The organism is Nocardioides phosphati (genome assembly GCF_014646375.1).
In the GTDB taxonomy this organism is placed as follows: domain Bacteria; phylum Actinomycetota; class Actinomycetes; order Propionibacteriales; family Nocardioidaceae; genus Nocardioides; species Nocardioides phosphati.
The window spans coordinates 216,195-234,280 of the sequence record NZ_BMNI01000005.1 but is presented as its reverse complement, the minus strand read 5'-3'; the positions used below and the strand labels follow the sequence as shown (position 1 = coordinate 234,280).

The window sequence follows — 18,086 nt, the reverse complement described above, 5'->3', positions numbered from 1 at the left end:
ACCGCCGTCTACCTCTGCTCCGGCACCGACGACCTCGGCACCGACACCGGCCGCCGCTCCTCGGTCTACCGCTACAACCACTCGAACGACTACGTCGACCTCGTCCTCAAGATCCGCGACGCCTACCTGCAGGGCAACTACACCGCGGTGCCGAACTACATCACCTCGGCGTACTCCTTCAGCCCCCCGACCTCCTTCGGCTCGTACGGCGGCGGTGGCGGCGGCATCCACAAGTCCGGCACCGGCAAGCGCCAGGAGGGCAAGACCGACTGCACCGGCACCTGTGGTGTCTCGGGCGGCACCGGCGACACGGGTAGCACCGGCGACACGGGTGGCACCGGCGGCACCGGCGACACGGGTGGCACCGGCGGCACGGGTGGCACCGGCGGCACCGGCGGCACCGGCGGCACCGTCACGGGCGGCACCACGACCACCACCAAGGCGATCACCGACACGATCACCAAGACGACCGAGACCGTCACCAAGACGATCACCGACATCACCACGACCGCCGGCTACATCGCGGCCAACACCACCTGCCGGACCTCGGCGCTGCTCAACACCCCGCTCGTCAAGTCCGACGACGCGACCTACTGGGTCAGCTGCATGGCGAAGGCCGGTTACATGGTCAGCGCCAGCAGCTACTGAGCCGCGCGCTCCAGCCGCACGACGGCCCCGGTTCCCGCAAGGGGGCCGGGGCCGCCGCCATTTCCGGGGACCCACCCCTGGCCGGAAGGTGGCAGACCGCGCGCGAGCGCGGTTTCACGCCGCTTCGCTTCGACCAGCGCGACGAGACGCCGTCAGCGGCGCAGGAGGCCGGCGGCCTCGGCGGCCCAGTAGGTCAGGATGACGTCCGCGCCGGCCCGGCGGATCGAGAGCAGCGTCTCCACGATCGCCGCCTCGCGGTCGATCCAGCCGTTGGCCGCGGCCGCCTCGACCATGGAGTACTCCCCCGAGATGTTGTACGCCGCCACGGGGACGTCGACCGCCTCGCGCACCGCCCGGATCACGTCGAGGTAGGCGAGCGCCGGCTTCACCATGACCATGTCGGCACCCTCGGCGACGTCGAGCAGCGCCTCGCGCACGCCCTCGATGACGTTGCCGGAGTCCTGCTGGTAGGTCCGCCGGTCACCCTGGAGCGAGGAGTCGACCGCCTCGCGGAAGGGGCCGTAGAACGCGGAGGCGTACTTCGCCGAGTAGGCCAGGATCGCCACCTCCGGGGCGCCGACGAGGTCGAGCGCCTCGCGGATCACCGCGACCTGGCCGTCCATCATGCCGCTGGGGCCGACGACGTCGACGCCGGCGGCCGCCTGCGCGCGGGCCATCTCGGCGTACACCGCGAGGGTGAGGTCGTTGTCGACGGCGCCCGACGCATTGAGCACGCCGCAGTGGCCGTGGTCGGTGAACTCGTCGAGGCAGAGGTCGGCCATGACCGGCAGCGCGTCGCCGACCTCGGCCTTCACGTCGGCGATCGCGACGTTGAGGATGCCGTCGGGGTCGATCGCGCCGGTGCCGGCGGCGTCCTTGGACTCCGGGACGCCGAACAGCATGATGCCGCCCAGCCCGAGCTCGGCCGCCTCGGCAGCCGCCTTCTTCAGGCTGTCGCGCGTGTGCTGGACGACGCCCGGCATCGACGAGATCGCCTGCGGCTCGGAGATGCCCTCGCGCACGAACGCCGGCAGGACCAGCTGGCGCGCCTCGAGCGACGTCTCGGCGACGAGGCGCCGCAGTGCCGGCGTACGACGGAGACGGCGCGGGCGGACGACAGGGCCAAGCGGATCGGTCATGACCGCATCCTCCCAGACGGCTGGATCAGCTCGAGGTGGCCTTGCGGCGGGCGCCGGGCTTGCGGTCGGACGGCTTGGTCACCGGCTGGCCCGAGGCGACCAGCTCGGCACGGCGGGCCGCGCCGAAGCCGGCGAGGGCGTCGACGAGCTCCTCGACCGAGGGGTTCGGCGCCATGACGTCGACCCGCAGGCCGTGCTCCTCCGCCGTCTTGGCGGTGGCGGGGCCGATGACCGCGATGACGGTCGACGGGTGCGGCTTGCCGGCGATGCCGACCAGGTTGCGCACGGTCGAGGACGACGTGAAGACGACCGCGTCGAACTTGCCGGTCTTGATCGCGTCGCGCACGGGCGCGGCCGGCGGAGCCGCGCGGACCGTCCGGTACGCCGTGACGTCGTCGCACTCCCAGCCCAGGTCGATCAGGCCGGCGACGAGGTTCTCGGTGGCGATGTCCGCGCGCGGGAGGAAGACCCGGTTGATCGGGTCGAGGTCCTCGTCGTACTCCGGCCAGTCGGCGAGCAGGCCGGCGGCGGACTGCTCACCCGACGGCACGAGGTCGGCGCGCAGGCCCCAGTCGGCCAGCGAGGCGGCGGTCTTCTCGCCCACCGCGGCGATCTTGAGGCCGGAGAAGGCGCGGGCGTCGAGGCCGTACTCCTCGAACTTCTCGCGCACGGCCTTGACCGCGTTGACCGAGGTGAAGGCGATCCACTCGTAGCGCCCCTCGACGAGGCCGCGGACGGCCTTGTCCATCTGCTGCGGGTTGCGCGGCGGCTCGACGGAGATCGTGGGGACCTCCTCGGGCACCGAGCCGTAGCCACGCAGGCGCGCGGAGAGCGAGCCGGCCTGCTCCTTGGTGCGCGGCACCAGGACCCGCCAGCCGAAGAGCGGCTTGGTCTCGAACCAGGAGAGCGTCTCCCGCATGTCCACCACGCTACCCACCACGGTGACGGCGGGGGGCTGGATCTTCGCGGCGCGCGCGTCGGCGGCGATGTGCTCGAGCGTCGAGGTGACGGTCTGCTGCGTCGTCAGGGTGCCGGTCGAGGTCATCGAGACCGGCGTCGAGGCAGAGCGGCCGGCCGCGATGAGGGCGGCGGCGATGTCGCCGATCTGCCCCACGGCCGAGAGCAGCACCAGCGTGCGGTCGTCGGCGTAGCGGCTCCAGTCGATCGCCTTCTCGCCGCACGCGACGACGGCGAGCTCGCGGTTGTTCTTCGTGGTCAGCGGGACACCGGCGTACGCCGGGACGGCGCTCACCGAGGAGACGCCGGGGACGATCTCGAACGGCAGGCCGGCCTTGGCCAGCGCCGCCGCCTCCTCGGGACCGGAGGCGTAGAGGAACGGGTCGCCGTTCATCAGGCGCACGACGCGGAGGCCGCGCTTGGCCTGCTTGACGACCACCTTGGCGCGGTTGGCGTGGGTGAGCGGCTGGCCGTCGTCGCCGAAGCCGCCGTCGACGAACTCGGGGCCGTCGGTCGCCTCGTCGCCCTCGGCGACCGGCGCCAGGCCCAGCACCTGACGCACGAACGCCGGGTGCTCGGGCAGCTCGGTGACCACCACGTCGGCCTCGGCCAGGAGGGCGGCGGCGCGGACGGTCAGCAGCTCGGGGTCGCCGGGACCGCTGCCGACGAACGCGACCCACCCGGCGCCAGGGCGCCCGGTGACCTCTGCGTGTGCCTGCGGTGCGGTGGAGACAGTCATGCCTGCTGCTTTCCTTCGATCAGTGCGGCCGCGCCCTCGTCGAGCATCGACGCGGCGAGCCGGCGGCCGATCTCGGCCGCCTCGGAGACCGGCCCGGAGGCGGACCGGCGGAGTTCAACGGTGCCGTCGACCGCAGAGGCCACGGCGCGGAGCCAGACCTCGGGGCCGTGGTCGCCCTCGGCGACATCGGCGAGTGCGCCCACCGGAGCGGAGCAGCCGGCCTCGAGGGCCCGGAGCAGCTCGCGCTCGGCGGTGACGGCAGCGCGGGTGTGCTCGTCGTCGAGGGCCTCGGCGAGCTCGGCGACCAGGCCGGCGTCGGACGAGCGGCACTCGATGGCGAGCGCGCCCTGGCCGGGCGCGGGGAGCATCTGGAGCGGGTCGATCGCCTCGGTGACGACGTCGAGCCGGTCGATGCGGGCCAGGCCGGCGCGCGCGAGGATCACGCCGTCGACGTCACCCGAGGTCACGCGGCCGAGCCGGGTGTCGATGTTGCCGCGCAGGCCCACGATCTCGAGGCCCAGGCCCAGCGCGCGCAGCTGCGCGACGCGCCGCGGCGAGCCGGTGGCCACCACGCTGCCGGAGGGCAGCTCGCCCAGGGTCAGGCCGTCGCGGGCGACGAGCACGTCGCGGGGGTCCTCCCGCGGCGGGATCGCGGCGAGCGCGATGCCGTCCTCGGGGGTGGTGGGCAGGTCCTTGAGCGAGTGCACCGCGACGTCGACGTCGCCACGGAGCAGCGCCTCGCGCAGCGCGCTGACGAAGACGCCCGTGCCACCCAGCGACGCGAGCGTCGAGGTCTGGTTGACGTCGCCCTCGGTGACGATCTCGACCAGCTCGACCTCGACGCCGAGCCGCTCGGCGATCGCCGACGCCACCTGGCCGGACTGCGTCTTCGCGAGCAGCGAACGCCGCGTGCCCACCCGGATCACCCTGCTCATGCGCGCTCCTCCGGGATCACCGGGCGGGTCACCGCGGTGACCGCGTCGGGGTCGAGGGCGAAGAGCTCGGCCAGCGCCGCGGCGTACGACACGGCGCCGTCGGTGTCGGCGAGCTGCTTCACGCGGACCGTCGGCTGGTGGAGGAGCTTGTCGGCGACGCGACGCACGGTCTGGAGGAGCTCGGCCTTGACCGCCTCGTCGAGCCCGGGCAGGCGCGTGAACAGCCGCTCGACCTCGGCGTCGACGACGCCGGTCGCCATCGTGCGCAGCGCGACGACGGTCGGGGTCACGCTCGCCTGGCGGCGCGCGGAGGCGAAGGCAGCGATCTCCTCCGCCACGATCTCGCGTACGCCGGACACCTCGCGGTCGGCGTCGGAGTCGCGCAGCGAGTCGGCGAGGAAGCGCAGGTCGATGAGGCTCACGCCGGGCAGCTCCGCGACGGCAGGGTCGACGTCGTGCGGGAGGGCCAGGTCGAGCACGGCCAGCGGGCGGTCAGCGGCACCGCGCGCAGCGGCGAGCTCGGTGGCGTCGATGACCACGCCGGTGGCGCCGGTGCAGGAGATCACCACGTCGGCGGTGCTGAGCGCGTCGGCGAGGGAGTCGAGCGGCAGCGAGCGGGCGGCGTACTCGTCGGCCAGGCGCTGGGCGTTGCCCTCGGTGCGGTTGACCACCGTGATCTCGGAGGCACCGCGGCGCGACGCGGTGGAGACCGCGAGCGACGCCATCGCGCCGGCGCCGATCACGACCACGCGGCAGCCCTCGACCGAGCCGACGACGTCGACCGCGTGGTCGAGCGCCGCGGAGACCATCGAGGGTGCAGCCCGGTCGATGTCGGTCTCGGCGTGGGAGCGCTTGCCCACGCGGAGCGCCTGCTGGAAGAGCGAGTTGAGGGCCGGGCCCACCGTGCCGAGCTCCTGGCCGACGCGGAGGGCGTCGCGGGTCTGGCCGAGGATCTGGCCCTCGCCGACGACCATCGAGTCGAGGCCGGCGGCCACGTGGAAGAGGTGCGACACGGCACCGTCGTCGTAGTGGACGTAGAGGTGCGGGAGCAGCTCGCTGCTGATGTCGGTGGTGGCCATGCCCGAGCGCTCGCAGAGCAGGCGGGAGACCTCCTCGACCGACCCGTGGAAGCGGTCGACCTCGGCGTAGACCTCGATGCGGTTGCACGTGGCGATCGCGGTGGCCTCCGAGACGTGCTCGATGGCAGCCACGTCGGTGACCAGCTTGCCGACCCCCTCGGGGGTCAGCGCGAGCTCCTCGAGGACCGCGACGGGCGCGGTCTTGTGGGAGACCCCGACGACCAGGACGCTCATGCCGACTGCTCCTCTCCGGCGGCCGCGATCGCGGCCCCGCGCAGCTCCTCGGCACCCGCCCGGCGCTGCTCGTGGTAGGCGAGGATCTGCAGCTCGACCGAGAGGTCGACCTTGCGGACGCTCACCCCCGCGGGCACCGCGAGGGTGGTGGGCGCGAAGTTGAGGATGCTGGTGATGCCGGCGGCGACGAGGCGGTCGGCGACCCCCTGCGCGGCACCGGCCGGCGTCGCGATGACGCCGATGGCGATCGGGGTCTCGGCGAGCACGGCGTCGAGGTCGTCGAAGGAGCGCACCGGGATGCCGGCGACCGACTCCTCGCAGCGCTCCGGAGCGGCGTCGAGCAGGGCGGCGACGCGGAAGCCGCGGCTGCCGAAGCCGGAGTAGTTGGCGAGCGCGTGACCCAGGTTTCCGATGCCGACGATGGCGACCGGCCAGTCCTGCGTGAGGCCGATCTCGCGGGCGATCTGGTACCGCAGGTAGTCGACGTCGTAGCCCACGCCGCGGGTGCCGTAGGAGCCGAGGTAGGAGAGGTCCTTGCGCAGCTTGGCGCTGTTGACGTTGACAGCGGCCGCGAGCTCCTCGCTCGAGCAGACGCTGATGCCGGCCTCGGCGAGCGAGGTCAGGGCACGGAGGTACTCCGGCAGGCGCGCCACCGTCGCCTCGGGGATCTCACGCCCCCCGGCCGGGGTCGCCGCAGCGCCGTCAGCGGGCTTCCGTGCGGTCAATGTCCTCGTCGTCCTTCACGCGCGGGGAAGGGCTCATCACAGGCGCGTCTCGGGCCTGTTGACGTCCTCGCAGCCCGATCACTCTAGGAGTTTGTGAACGTGAGAACAAAACGCGAGGGACCCGTCGCTAGCACAGGTGAGGAGTCTCACCCGAGGCGGGGGTACGCCGCCCGACCGGTCGGCCTGCCAGCCGCCTGCACAGCCGCCTGCGCAGCCGCCTGGGCAGCCGCCTCGTCAGCCGTCGCGGAGCGCAGCTCGCAGGCGCTGCGGGTCGACGCGCCAGAAGTCGTGCCGTCGCCCGTCGACGAGGGTCACCGGGATCTCCTCGCCGTACGCCGCCAGGAGCTCCGGGTCGGTGTCGATGTCGACCTCGACGAAGGACTCGCCCAGCTCGGCGCAGACCGCGTCGACGACCTCGCGCGCGACGTCGCAGAGGTGGCAGCCGGGCCGCATGTAGACGGTCACGCGGGGTTCACGCGTCGGAGACATGGCGAGATGGTGCCACGCCCTAGGCTGGCGGCGTGAGCCAGGAGAAGCCCCGCAAGCCCAAGGCGCAGCTGGACCTCCAGCAGCGGTCAACGCTCGCCGGCGAGGCCGCGGCCGCGATCGCCGAGGTGGAGTCGGCCCTCGACGTGCCGGCCGACCCGACGGCGGCGGCGTTCTTCGACGTCGACAACACCGTCATGCAGGGCGCTTCGATCTTCCACCTCGCCCGTGGGCTGCACCGGCGCAACTTCTTCACGACCCGCGACATCCTGAGCGCCGCCTGGAAGCAGGCCTACTTCCGCATCGCCGGCGTCGAGGACCCCGAGCACATCGAGAAGGCGCGCAACCAGGGCCTCTCGTTCATCGCCGGCCACACCGTCGACGAGCTCCGCGAGATCGGCGAGGAGATCTTCGACGAGGCGATGGCGCACCGGATCTGGCCCGGCACCCGCGCGCTCGCCCAGCTCCACCTCGACCAGGGCCAGCGCGTCTGGCTGGTCACCGCCGCCCCCATCGAGATCGCCCAGGTGATCGCCCGCCGGCTCGGCCTGACCGGCGCCATGGGCACCGTCGCCGAGCACGTCGACGGCGTCTACACCGGCAAGCTCGTGGGCGACATGCTCCACGGTCCGGCGAAGGCCGAGGCGGTCCGCGCGCTCGCGGAGCGCGAGGGGCTCGACCTCGCCCGCTGCTCGGCGTACTCCGACTCGAGCAACGACCTGCCCCTCCTCGGGCTCGTCGGCGACCCCTGTGCGGTCAACCCCGACGCGAAGCTGCGCGCCCACGCGAAGGAGCAGGGCTGGCGGGTGCGCGACTACCGCACCGCGCGCAAGGCGGCACGAACGGGCCTGATCACCGCGGCCGTCGCCGGGGCTCTCGCAGGTGGCACGGGCGTCGCCCTGCGCGGTCGCAAGGCCCGACACTGAGGGCACTCCGGGTGGGTCTGCACGCCGTTCTTCCGGATTCTTCCGGTTTCGTTCCCAGGAACCAGTGCTTTCGCTTACGCTGGGCAAGACCCAAGGGGAGAGTTGGGTCACGGGAGGCTTTGATGCACGAGGGACTGGCGCCTGTGCTGCGCGGGTTGGACGCCCTGCGTTCCGCCGTCCTCGAGGCATGCCTTCTCGAGCCTGCGTTCGCCCTCGCCGGCCCCGCGGCCGGAGGCGCTGCTGCTCCGCGCCGCACGACGCCGTGGCTGCTGTCCGAGGCGGCCGCCGACGTGACCTTCGCTCCGGGCGGCGACGGCCCCTCGTCGTACGGCGACGCCGAGCACGCGACGTCGAGCGCTGACGACGAGGCGACGCGCGAGCGGATGATCGCGCTCGTCGAGCTTGCCCGCGGCGGTGACAAGGAGGCGTTCGGCCTCCTCTTCGACCACTACCACCCGTCGGTCTACCGGTTCATCTACTACCGGACCCGGTCGCAGACGCTGGCCGAGGACCTCGCCAGCGAGACCTTCTTCCGCGCGCTGCGGTCGATGAACAACTTCCGCTGGCAGGGCCGCGACTTCGGCGCCTGGCTGATGACGATCGCGCGCAACCTCTGCAGCGACCACTTCAAGGCCGGCAAGACCCGTCTCGAGCAGACGACCGAGGACATGTCGCTGCACGACGACGTGACCGACGGCCCCGAGACCCTGGTCCTCGCCCAGCTCACCAACGACGCCCTGCTCGGCGCGCTCCAGCAGCTCCCGAAGGAGCAGCAGGAGTGCCTGATCATGCGGTTCCTGCAGAGCATGAGCATCGCCGACACCGCGAAGGTGCTCGGCCGCACGGAGGGTGCGGTGAAGCAGCTCCAGCTCCGCGGCGTCCGCAACCTCGCGAAGCTGATGCCGAAGGAGGTGCACCGATGACCGCCTCGCCGATGACTGACGCGTCACAGACCGTAACTTCGACCGTCTCCTCCTCGTTTGACGGATCAGAGCACCTCGCTGCCGGTCCCCACCGGCTGCCCGCACAGACAGGAACGACGCCATGAGCCCCGTGAGCCCGGCACGCCGCCGCGCCGAGGAGTTCGCGTCCCTTCTCGAGGGTCGGGGCGGCTCGGCCGCCGCCCACAGCGACGCGCTCGAGGTCGTCTCCGCGCTGCGCACCGCGGTCGCGCCGCAGCCGTCCGCGGCGTACGTCGAGGAGCTGCGCAGCAACCTGCTCGCGGCCGCCGACACCCTCCTCGCCCCTACCCCCTCGCGCCTGACGCTTGCCGAGCAGGTCACGACCGCGCCGCAGCGCCACCGCCGCAAGCTGTCGGTGGCCATCGGCACGCTGGCCGTCCTCGGCAGCACGACGGGTGTGGCCATGGCCGCGCAGTCGGCTCTGCCGGGCGAGTCGCTCTACCCGATCAAGCGGATCCTGGAGAGCGCCCAGACCTCGCTCTCCCCCGACGACGCCGCGCGCGCCTCGCGGATCATGGACCTCGCCGGCGACCGCCTGACCGAGACCCAGGCCCTGGCCGACAGCGGGTCCCCCAGCAGCCGCGCGCAGATCCCCCACTCGCTCGAGGACTTCGTCGCGCAGGCCACGCAGGCCGCCGACACCCTCCTCGGCGAGTACTCCGACTCCGGTGACGTCTCCACAATCATCGAGCTCCGCGACTTCCTCCGCGACAGCCTCGACGCCCTCGCGGGCCTCAAGGGCTCCGTCCCGGACGAGTACTCCGACGACTTCGACGCCGCGGTCAACGCCCTGCTCAGCATCGACGAGCAGGCGCTGTCGGCCTGTGGCGACTGCGGCGGCCTGCTCGACGTCCCGGCGATCCTGCTCTCCGGCGCCCCGATCGCGCCCGACACGACCACCACGCCGCGGACCTCGACGCCGCGCGTGGCCCCGTCGCCCTCGGCCGCGACCAACGCCGTGACCGACCTGCTCAACCAGCTCCCGAAGGTCGGCAGCAGCACCTCCGTCCTGCCGAAGGTCCCGACGGTCGGCTCGGCCTCGCCCACGCCCACCACCTCGACCACGAGCAAGCCCACGGGCACCATCGGCTCGATCCTCGGCACCGACGGCACCATCACCCAGCCGCTCACCGACACGCTCGACGGCGCCCTCGACCCGCTGCTCGACCCGCTCCTGGGCGACAACGGCCTGCTCTGACGCCTGGCCTCAGGCCAGGTGCCGGGCGCCCGGGCTCGGCGCGCCGGACTCACGGTCTGGTCGGCGCCCCGCCGCGCGCCAGGGTCAGCCGAAGACCGAGCGGCGGCGCATCAGCAGCTGGTAGAGCGTCTGCTGGATCGTCTCACGCACCTGGTCGGTCACCTCGAAGATGGTGAGCGGGTCCTCGGCGGCGGACGGGTCGTACTCGTCGGTGCGGATCGGCTCGCCGAACTCGATGATCCACTTCGACGGGAGCGGCACCAGGCCGAGCGGGCCGAGCAGCGGGAAGAACGGCGTGATCGGCACGTAGGGCAGGCCGAACAGCCGGGCGAGCGAGGGGACGTTGCCGACGAGCGGGTAGATCTCCTCGGCGCCGACGACGGAGACCGGGATGATGGGTACGCCGGTGCGCATCGCCGCGCTGACGAAGCCACCCCGCCCGAACCGCTGCAGCTTGTAGCGCTCGGCGAACGGCTTGCCGATGCCCTTGAAGCCCTCGGGCCAGACGCCCACGAGCTCGCCACCGTTGAGCATTCGCTCGGCGTCCTCCTGGCAGGCGAGGGTGACACCGCCGCGCCGGGCGATCGTGCTGACGAAGGGCAGGCGGAAGACGAGGTCGGCGCCGAGCGGGCGGAGGTGTCGACCCGTGCGCTCCTGGACCTCGAACATCGTCATGACCGCGTCGAGCGGGACCGTGCCGGAGTGGTTGGAGACGATCAGCGCGCCACCGGTCGTGGGGATGTTCTCGACGCCGCGGACCTCGACGCGGAACCACTTCTCCGCGAGGGGGCGGGCGGTCGTCATCAGCAGCCGCTGCGTCAGCTCGGGGTCGAAGCCGTAGTCGTCGATCTCGAACTCGCCCGTGATCCGGCGGCGCAGGAAGGCGATGAAGTGCGCTGTCTTGCGCTCCCAGTCGTCGCCGAAGACCTCCATCGCGGCGTGCGTGAACGCCTCGACGATCTCGGCGACCGGGATGCCGGGGCGCTTGCCCGGACGGCGGTCAGCGGCTTCGATCGCCTCGCGCGCGGCGGCGTCGAGGCCGGCGAGCGGGTCCGCGGCCGACGTCGGGGAGGCCACGGGCGCTGCGGCGAGGTCGGCGTCGGCCTCCGACTCGCCCGGCTGGCCGACGGGCTGCTGGACCGGGGGCTCCACCCCGATCGGGTGTACGTCGGCGTCGCGCGGCGGGCGCGGAGCGGCGGCACGGCGCTGCCCACCGAGCAGGTCGCGGGCCGCCTTGGACGGCTTGGCGCCGGCGCCACGGCCGGCCGCGCCGTGGGTGCCGATCGGGATGATGTCGGCGTCATCCATCGAGCTCACCTCCGGCCCGGACGGGGACGTCGGGGGTGCGCGTGAGTGCGTGCTCGAGACCGGCCAGCAGCGGCTCGGCGACGGCCAGGCCGGGCACGCCGGGCGGCATGTCGACCGAGCTGGCGAAGTCGCAGAAGGCCTGCTGGGTGGTGTAGCGCGGGGTGTAGCCGAACTCGTCGCGCAGCCGCGTCGTGTCGACACCGCGGCCGTAGATGAGGAAGTTGACCAGGTCGCTGGCGAACTCGGAGCGGCCCACGCCCCGCATCGCCGAGCCGACCGCGGCGAGCGCGAAGGACGGCACCGGCAGGCCCGCGCGGCCGAGGCGACGGATCGCCTGCGAGAGCAGCAGGACGCCGTCCCCTGCGAGGTTGAAGGTGCCCGCGACGTCGGTGAGGACGGCGTGGCGCAGCGCGCCGGTCAGGTCGTGCTCGTGGACGAACTGCAGGCGCGGGTCGAAGCCGAGCACCGTCGGCACGACCGGCAGGCGGAAGTACTGCGCGATCGGGCTGTCGACGCCGGGGCCGATCACGTTGGCCGCGCGCAGCATCGCGACGCTCACGTCGGGACGGCGCCGGGCGAAGCCCCGCACGTAGCCCTCGATCTCGAGCGCGTCGCGGGAGTAGCCCGAGCGCGGCATCACCTTCGGACCCATCTCCTCGGTGAACATCGAGGGGTCGCGGTGGCTGGCGCCGTAGACGGTGGTGGTCGACTTCACCACCACGCGGCGTACGTCGGGGGAGCGCTGGCAGGCGCCCAGGAGCTGCATCGTGCCGATGACGTTGGCCTCCTTCATGGAGGCGCGCGAGCCCATGCCGCCGGGCGTGGCCACGACGCTCATGTGCACGACGGTGTCGACGCGCTCGCGGACGAGGAGCTTCGCGACGACCGGGTTGCGCAGGTCGGCCCGGACGAACGAAACGGCGCCGAGGTCACCCTCAGGAGGGGTGACATCGACGCCGATCACGTTCGCGACGGCAGGGTCGTCGGCAAGGTTGCGCGCAAAACGTCGTCCGAGGTCACGGGAGACCCCGGTGACGAGCACGACCTTGCCGGCCTGCGTCATCGAAGCAGAGAACTCACTTGCCGAGCTTGCGACGCTGGACGCGCGTGCGCTTCAGCAGCTTGCGGTGCTTCTTCTTGGCCATGCGCTTGCGGCGCTTCTTGATCACAGAACCCACGGTGGAACCTTTCCAGAGCTTGACGTCCGCCCTGGCGGATACAGCACGGGCGACCGGGCCAGAGTATCGGCCCCGGCACAGGGGCCGAAATCGGGTCCGCCCGCCAGACGCCCACGTCGTACGACGTGGAGGTGGGGCGGGCGGCCGATCGGAGGGGTCGCGGTGGACTCAGCCGGCGTCGTAGAAGGAACGCTGGATGTACTCGGTGACGTCCTTCTCCTGGACCCGGAACGACCGACCGACGCGGTGCGCCGGGAGATCGCCGCCGTGAACGAGGCGGTAGACGGTCATCTTGGAGACGCGCATCATCGCGGCCACCTCGGCGATCGTCAGGAACTTGACCTCCGAGATGTCCGAAGACGAGTTGGCAGCCATGGCACACCACTTTCTTGGGCGCACGCCGCCAGCTTCCCCACTGGCGACTCACGTGTCCCTGTTCCCTGAACACTAGGGGCACCTGTGACGCAGGGGAAGAGTGTGACGGAAAAAGTTCCTTGGTTATCGGCGTGGCGCGTTGATTTGCTTCAAGTTGCGCAAATCAACCGTGTCAGGAGCCGGCAGCGAGCTGTTCCGCGCGGTCGCGGCACGCCTCCATCGCCGACAGGAACGCCGCCTTGACCCGATGGTCCTCGAGGTAGCGCAGCGCGGCGGCCGTCGTGCCGCCCGGCGAGGTGACCTGCTCGCGCAGGATCGTGGGGTGGGTGCCGGTCTCGCGCAACATCGTCGCCGACCCGAAGAGCGTCTGGATCGCCAGCTCGGTGGCCAGCGGACGCGGCAGGCCGAGCATGACGCCGGCGTCGATCATCGCCTCGACGATGTAGAAGATGTACGCCGGACCGGAGCCGCTCACGGCCGTCACGGCGTTCTGCTGCGACTCGGGCACGCGGACGACCCGGCCGGTGTCGGAGAGCAGCGCCTCCGCGGTGGCGAGGTGCGCGTCGTCGCAGTGGGTGCCGGGCGAGATCGCCGAGATGCCCTGGTCGACCAGCGCGGGCGTGTTGGGCATGACCCGGACGACGGCGACGCCCGCGGGCACGCGGTCCTCGATCCACGCCGTGGTGATGCCGGCCGCGAGCGAGACGACCAGCTGGCCGGGCTCGAGCTCGGGACGGATCTCGGCGAGGACGGTCGCCATGTCCTGCGGCTTCACGACGAGCGTGACGGTCTCGGCGCCGCGGACGGCCTCGACGTTGGAGACCACCTCCACGCCGTACTTCTCCCGCAGCTCGGCGGCGCGCTCCGCGCGCTTCTCGCCCACGAGCAGCTCCCCAACCGGGCGGCCGCCGCGGATCAGGCCGGCGAGGATCGCCTCGCCCATCACGCCGACGCCGATGAACGCGGTCTTGCCGGACTGGTCGCCAGCCATGGAGCACCTACTTCTTCGAGAGGAGAGAACGCACAAAGAATGACAGGTTCGCCGGACGCTCCGCCAAGCGCCGGGTGAGGTAGCCCCACCACTCCTGGCCGTAGGGGAGGTAGACCCGCACGGTCTCGCCGCCGGCTGCCAGCCGGCGCTGCTCGTGGGGCCGGATGCCATAGAGCATCTGCAGCTCGTGGTCCCCCGGCTCGCGGCCGTGCTCGCGCGCGAGGTGCTGCGCGATCGCCACCATCCGCGGGTCATGGGTGGCGACCAGCGGCCTGCCCTGACCGGCCATCAGCAGCCGCAGGCAGCGGACGTACGCCGCGTCGACCTCCTGGCGGTCGCGGTGCGCGACGGCGTCGGGTTCGTCGTACGCGCCCTTGCAGAGGCGGATCCGCTCGCCGGGGCCGGCGTGGGTGACGCAGTCCTGGAGCGTGCGGCGGAGGTAGGCCTGGAGCACTCCCCCGGTCTCCGGGAACTCGGTGCGCAGGGTGCGCAGGATCGCCAGCGTCACGTCGGTGACGGTGTGGTCCTCCATGTCGAGGGTGACCGTGGTGCCGGCAGCCCGGGCGGCCGCACAGATGGTGTGCGCGTGGGCACGCGCGAGGGCCTCGCCACCGGGCAGGCGCAACCCGAGCGCGGTCAGCTTCACCGAGACCTCGGCGCGGTCGGCGAGGCCGCGGTCGTGGATGTCGGAGAGCAGCGCGAGGTACTCGGCGACCACCGCCTCGGCCTGCCCGGGGGCGGTGGTGTCCTCGCCGAGGAAGTCGAGGGTCACGTGGAGCCCTTCCGCGGCCAGGCGCGCAGCCACGTCGAGCGCCTCCTCCCGGGTCTCCCCCGGCACGTAGCGGCGTACGACGTCGCGGGTGACCGGCGCGCGGCTCACGGCTGCCTTGGCGACCTGGCTCCGGGCGAGGGCGAGGAGGAGGCGGTTGGGCATCGTCAGTCGGTCCTGCGGCGGAGCGTCGCGGCGCCGAGCGCGAGCCCGACCAGCACGTACGCCGCGATCACGGCCAGGTCGCCCCCCACGCCGCCGGTGTCGGTCGAGTCGCGGACCGACGACATCGCGTCGACGGCGTACGAGAGGGGGAGGACGTTGCTGATCGCGCCGAGCACGTCAGGCAGGCTGTCGCGCGGGACGAAGAGGCCGCACAGCAGGATCTGCGGCACGACGAGCGCCGGCATGAACTGCACAGCCTGGAACTCCGTGCGCGCGAAGGCGCTGACGAAGAGGCCGAGAGCAGTGCCCAGGAGGGCGTCGACGACGGCGACCACCATGAGCAGCCAGACCGGCCCCGCGATGTCGAGACCGAGCAGGCCCACGCTGAGGCCGACCGCCAGCGCCGACTGGAGCGCCGCCACGAGGCCGAAGGCGAGCGCGTAGCCGACGAGGAAGTCGAGCCTGCCCATCGGGAGCGCGAGGAGCCGCTCGAGCGTGCCGCTGCCGCGCTCGCGGAGCGTGGTCACGCTGGTCACGAGGAACATCACGATGAAGGGGAAGATCGCCAGCAGCGCCGGCGCGAGACGGTCGAACATCTCCGGCTGACCGGGGACCATCGCGGGCTGCGGGAGGTCGGAGAACATCCACCACAGCAGCGCCATCAGCAGGCACGGCAGCACGAGCATGATCGCCAGCGTGCGATGGTCGCGCCGCAGCTGGGTGAGCACCCGGGCGGCGATGGCGAGGGTGATCCGGGGGCTCATGCGGCGCCCCCTGCCGTGCCGCCGCGCACGAGTGCGAGGAAGGCGCCCTCGATGTCGTCGGCTCCGGCTTCCTGCTTGATGGCGTCCGGGGTGCCGTCGGCGATGAGCAGCCCGTCACGCATGAGCAGCAGGCGGTCGCACCGCTCGGCCTCGTCCATGACGTGGCTCGAGACCAGCACCGCCGCCCCGCGCTGCGCGAGCGTGTGGAACGTGGCCCACAGCTCCTCGCGCAGGACCGGGTCCAGGCCCACCGTCGGCTCGTCGAGGACGAGCAGGTCCGGGTCGCCGAGGAGCGCGACGCCGAGGCTGGCCCGGCTCCGCTGGCCGCCGCTGAGGTTGCCGACGACCGCGTCGGCCTTGTCGCCGAGCCCGGTCGTCGCGAGCACCTCGTCGATGCGCCCGTGGCCGACGCCGAGCACGCGCGCGAAGAACCCGAGGTTCTCGCGCACCGACAGGTCGTCGTACACGCTGACGGCCTGGGTCTGGTAGCCGATGCGCGGCCGGAGGGAGGCACTGCCGGCCGGCTGGCCGAGCACCGTGACCTCCCCGCGCACGCCGGCCTGGACACCGACGAGCACCCGCATCAGCGTCGACTTCCCGCAACCTGACGGGCCGAGCAGGCCGGTCACCTCCCCGGCCGCGAGCGTGAAGTCGAGGCCGCGCAGCACGTCGTGCCCGCCGCGCTGCACCGTGAGGCCCGCGACCCGTACTGCGTCGTCCATGCTCGCGACGCTACTCCTGCCCGAGGTGTTCGCGGGCGAAGGCGAGGGACTCGGCGAGGTCGAGGTCGCGCTGCCGCGCGGAGCCCGAACGACGGGTGTTGATCTCGACCACCACGTGTCCGTCGAAGCCGGTGGCCGCGAGGTGGCGCAGCAGCTCCTTGGCCGGCTGGGTGCCGCGGCCGGGGACGAGGTGCTCGTCCTTCGGGGACCCGATGCCATCGGTGAGGTGGAGGTGGCGCAGACGGTCGCCGAGGCGCTGCACCATCTCGAGCGAGTCGGCCTGCGCGGTGGCGGCGTGCGAGAGGTCGACGGTGGTGTTGGCGTAGGACTCCTCCGACGGGTCCCAGCCGGGCTGGTAGACCTCCATGCCGCGGCGGGCGGAGGCGCGCCAGGGATACATGTTCTCGACGGCGAACCGGATGCCGGTGGTGCGCTCCAGCGACGCGATGCCGTCGACGAAGCCGCGCGCGTAGTCGCGCTGCCACCGGAACGGCGGGTGGACGACGACCACGTCGGCCCCCAGCTCGTGGGCGAGCTCGGCCGAGCGCTCGAGCTTGCCCCACGGCTCCGTGCCCCACACGCGCTGGGTGACCAGCAGGCAGGGTGCGTGCACCGCGCAGACCGGCACGGCATGGCGCTCGCTCAGCCCCTTCAGCGCCGAGGCGTCGCGGGAGATCGCGTCGATGCCGACCATGACCTCGACCGCGTCGTAGCCGAGCCGCCGCGCGTAGGCGAAGGCGTGGCTGGTCGACTCGGGGTAGACCGAGGCGGTGCTCAGCCCGATCAACCCCTGAAAGCCGGTCATGTCAGTGGACGAAGGCCAGGTGGTCGAAGCGCTCGAGGATGACGCCCTCACGGAGCGCCCACGGGCAGATCTCCAGCTGGGCCAGGTCGAAGATGTCCATGACCGCCTCGGCGACGAGCGCGCCCGGCAGGATCTGGTGGGTCCGGCTCTCGGAGACGCCGGGCAGCATCGCCAGCTCCTGGGGACTCATGCCGACCAGCTTGGGGATCCACTCGGCGAGTGCGCTCGCGGGCAGTGCGCGCGGGACCAGCGCCCCCTCGCCGGACGGGGCCGCACCGCAGATCCGGGCCAGCGAGCGGAACGTCTTGGACGACGCCGCAGCACGGTCCGGTGCGCCGTAGCGGAGCAGCTGGCCGGCGTCCTTCGCGATCGCGGCACGGATCGTGCGGCGGAGCTCGCGCAGGGTGGCAGCGTCGGGCACGCCGTCGGCGAAGTGGTTGCGGGCCAGCCGCGCGGCACCGAGCGGCAGCGACCAGGCGACGTCGGGGGCCTCGTCCTTGCCGCCGGCGATCTCGAGCGACCCGCCACCGATGTCGAAGACGGCCAGGCGGCCGGCCGACCACCCGAACCACCGGCGTACGGCGAGGAAGGTGAGGCGGGCCTCGTCCTCGCCCGGGAGGACCTCGAGGTCGACGCCCGTACGCTCGCGGACGTGGGCGAGCACCGCGTCGGAGTTGGTCGCGTCGCGGACCGCTGACGTGGCGAAGGCGAGCATCTCCTCGCAGCCCTTGTCGTGGGCGACCTCGAGCGCGTCGCCGCAGAAGGTCGTGAGCGCGTCGATGCCCGCCTGGCTGACCGCGCCCGAGGCGTCGAGGTGCTCGGCGAGGCGGAGCGGCTCCTTGTAGGAGTACGCCGGCAGCGGCGCCGCGCCACCGTGGGCGTCGACCACCAGGAGGTGACCGGTGTTGGAACCGATGTCGAGGACGCCCAGCCGCATGGCTTCCACGCTACCGGCAACGGACACGGCGGGGAGCCGGAGAA

19 protein-coding genes and 1 pseudogene are annotated in these 18,086 nt (G+C 72.5%); 4 read left to right on the top strand and 16 right to left on the bottom strand.

Features of this window, described 5'->3' with window-relative positions; genetic code table 11:
* Nucleotides 1–648, top strand: a pseudogene (locus IEX47_RS12110) (hypothetical protein); the annotation flags it as partial.
* A 152-nt stretch (nucleotides 649–800) separates the two neighbouring features.
* Here IEX47_RS12110 and hemB read toward each other — a convergent pair.
* The 6 genes from hemB to IEX47_RS12080 all read right to left on the bottom strand — a co-directional run bounded on the left by hemB (nucleotide 801) and on the right by IEX47_RS12080 (nucleotide 6,945).
* A complete protein-coding gene (gene hemB, locus IEX47_RS12105; protein ID WP_188784252.1) occupies nucleotides 801–1,787 on the bottom strand; it encodes a porphobilinogen synthase in 987 nt (328 codons plus the stop codon).
* 25 nt (nucleotides 1,788–1,812) lie between these two features.
* On the bottom strand, nucleotides 1,813–3,483 hold the full coding sequence (locus tag IEX47_RS12100) for a bifunctional uroporphyrinogen-III C-methyltransferase/uroporphyrinogen-III synthase (RefSeq protein WP_188784251.1): 1,671 nt from the start codon (nucleotides 3,481–3,483) through the stop codon (nucleotides 1,813–1,815).
* On the bottom strand, nucleotides 3,480–4,418 hold the full coding sequence (gene hemC / locus IEX47_RS12095; protein ID WP_188784250.1) for a hydroxymethylbilane synthase: 939 nt from the start codon (nucleotides 4,416–4,418) through the stop codon (nucleotides 3,480–3,482). The genes IEX47_RS12100 and hemC overlap by 4 nt, the downstream gene beginning before the upstream one ends.
* Nucleotides 4,415–5,731 carry a glutamyl-tRNA reductase gene (locus IEX47_RS12090; RefSeq protein ID WP_188784249.1) on the bottom strand — a complete coding sequence of 439 codons (1,317 nt, stop codon included), beginning with the start codon at nucleotides 5,729–5,731 and terminating at the stop codon, nucleotides 4,415–4,417. The genes hemC and IEX47_RS12090 overlap by 4 nt, the downstream gene beginning before the upstream one ends.
* Nucleotides 5,728–6,456: a redox-sensing transcriptional repressor Rex gene (locus IEX47_RS12085; protein ID WP_188784248.1), complete on the bottom strand. Its 729-nt coding sequence runs from the start codon at nucleotides 6,454–6,456 to the stop codon at nucleotides 5,728–5,730. Before IEX47_RS12085 ends, IEX47_RS12090 begins: the two co-directional genes overlap by 4 nt.
* A 234-nt stretch (nucleotides 6,457–6,690) precedes the next feature.
* The gene (locus IEX47_RS12080; RefSeq protein ID WP_188784247.1) at nucleotides 6,691–6,945 is read right to left on the bottom strand and encodes a glutaredoxin family protein; all 255 of its coding nucleotides are present in this window, start codon (nucleotides 6,943–6,945) and stop codon (nucleotides 6,691–6,693) included.
* Between the two features lie 32 nt (nucleotides 6,946–6,977).
* On the opposite strand from IEX47_RS12080, the gene IEX47_RS12075 reads away from it, so the two are divergent.
* The 3 genes from IEX47_RS12075 to IEX47_RS12065 all read left to right on the top strand — a co-directional run bounded on the left by IEX47_RS12075 (nucleotide 6,978) and on the right by IEX47_RS12065 (nucleotide 10,028).
* Complete coding sequence (locus IEX47_RS12075) at nucleotides 6,978–7,868, top strand: HAD family hydrolase (RefSeq protein ID WP_188784246.1); 891 nt, start codon at nucleotides 6,978–6,980, stop codon at nucleotides 7,866–7,868.
* Between the two features lie 122 nt (nucleotides 7,869–7,990).
* Complete coding sequence (locus tag IEX47_RS12070) at nucleotides 7,991–8,791, top strand: sigma-70 family RNA polymerase sigma factor (RefSeq protein WP_188784245.1); 801 nt, start codon at nucleotides 7,991–7,993, stop codon at nucleotides 8,789–8,791.
* 121 nt (nucleotides 8,792–8,912) lie between these two features.
* Entirely contained in the window at nucleotides 8,913–10,028 is a 1,116-nt protein-coding gene (locus IEX47_RS12065; RefSeq protein WP_188784244.1) for a DUF5667 domain-containing protein, read from the top strand.
* Between the two features lie 84 nt (nucleotides 10,029–10,112).
* On the opposite strand, the gene IEX47_RS12060 is transcribed toward IEX47_RS12065, so the two are convergent.
* The 10 genes from IEX47_RS12060 to IEX47_RS12015 all read right to left on the bottom strand — a co-directional run bounded on the left by IEX47_RS12060 (nucleotide 10,113) and on the right by IEX47_RS12015 (nucleotide 18,042).
* Nucleotides 10,113–11,336: a lysophospholipid acyltransferase family protein gene (locus IEX47_RS12060; RefSeq protein WP_188784243.1), complete on the bottom strand. Its 1,224-nt coding sequence runs from the start codon at nucleotides 11,334–11,336 to the stop codon at nucleotides 10,113–10,115.
* Nucleotides 11,329–12,399: an NAD-dependent epimerase/dehydratase family protein gene (locus tag IEX47_RS12055; protein ID WP_188784242.1), complete on the bottom strand. Its 1,071-nt coding sequence runs from the start codon at nucleotides 12,397–12,399 to the stop codon at nucleotides 11,329–11,331. Before IEX47_RS12055 ends, IEX47_RS12060 begins: the two co-directional genes overlap by 8 nt.
* Before the next feature lie 13 nt (nucleotides 12,400–12,412).
* Entirely contained in the window at nucleotides 12,413–12,514 is a 102-nt protein-coding gene (locus IEX47_RS12050) for a 30S ribosomal protein bS22 (RefSeq protein ID WP_084653504.1), read from the bottom strand.
* A 168-nt stretch (nucleotides 12,515–12,682) separates the two neighbouring features.
* A complete protein-coding gene (locus IEX47_RS12045; RefSeq protein ID WP_188784241.1) occupies nucleotides 12,683–12,889 on the bottom strand; it encodes a helix-turn-helix domain-containing protein in 207 nt (68 codons plus the stop codon).
* 172 nt (nucleotides 12,890–13,061) lie between these two features.
* The gene (gene proC, locus IEX47_RS12040; RefSeq protein WP_188784240.1) at nucleotides 13,062–13,880 is read right to left on the bottom strand and encodes a pyrroline-5-carboxylate reductase; all 819 of its coding nucleotides are present in this window, start codon (nucleotides 13,878–13,880) and stop codon (nucleotides 13,062–13,064) included.
* Nucleotides 13,881–13,887: 7 nt separating this feature from the next.
* Nucleotides 13,888–14,814 (bottom strand): proline dehydrogenase family protein, encoded by a 927-nt coding sequence (locus tag IEX47_RS12035; protein ID WP_188784239.1) that lies wholly within the window; start codon nucleotides 14,812–14,814, stop codon nucleotides 13,888–13,890.
* Between the two features lie 2 nt (nucleotides 14,815–14,816).
* Nucleotides 14,817–15,578: an ABC transporter permease gene (locus IEX47_RS12030; RefSeq protein ID WP_188784238.1), complete on the bottom strand. Its 762-nt coding sequence runs from the start codon at nucleotides 15,576–15,578 to the stop codon at nucleotides 14,817–14,819.
* Nucleotides 15,575–16,300: an ABC transporter ATP-binding protein gene (locus IEX47_RS12025; protein ID WP_188784237.1), complete on the bottom strand. Its 726-nt coding sequence runs from the start codon at nucleotides 16,298–16,300 to the stop codon at nucleotides 15,575–15,577. Before IEX47_RS12025 ends, IEX47_RS12030 begins: the two co-directional genes overlap by 4 nt.
* A 10-nt stretch (nucleotides 16,301–16,310) precedes the next feature.
* On the bottom strand, nucleotides 16,311–17,105 hold the full coding sequence (locus tag IEX47_RS12020; protein ID WP_188784236.1) for a sugar phosphate isomerase/epimerase family protein: 795 nt from the start codon (nucleotides 17,103–17,105) through the stop codon (nucleotides 16,311–16,313).
* Between the two features lies 1 nt (nucleotide 17,106).
* On the bottom strand, nucleotides 17,107–18,042 hold the full coding sequence (locus tag IEX47_RS12015; protein WP_188784235.1) for a Ppx/GppA family phosphatase: 936 nt from the start codon (nucleotides 18,040–18,042) through the stop codon (nucleotides 17,107–17,109).
* Nucleotides 18,043–18,086 lie beyond the last annotated feature (44 nt).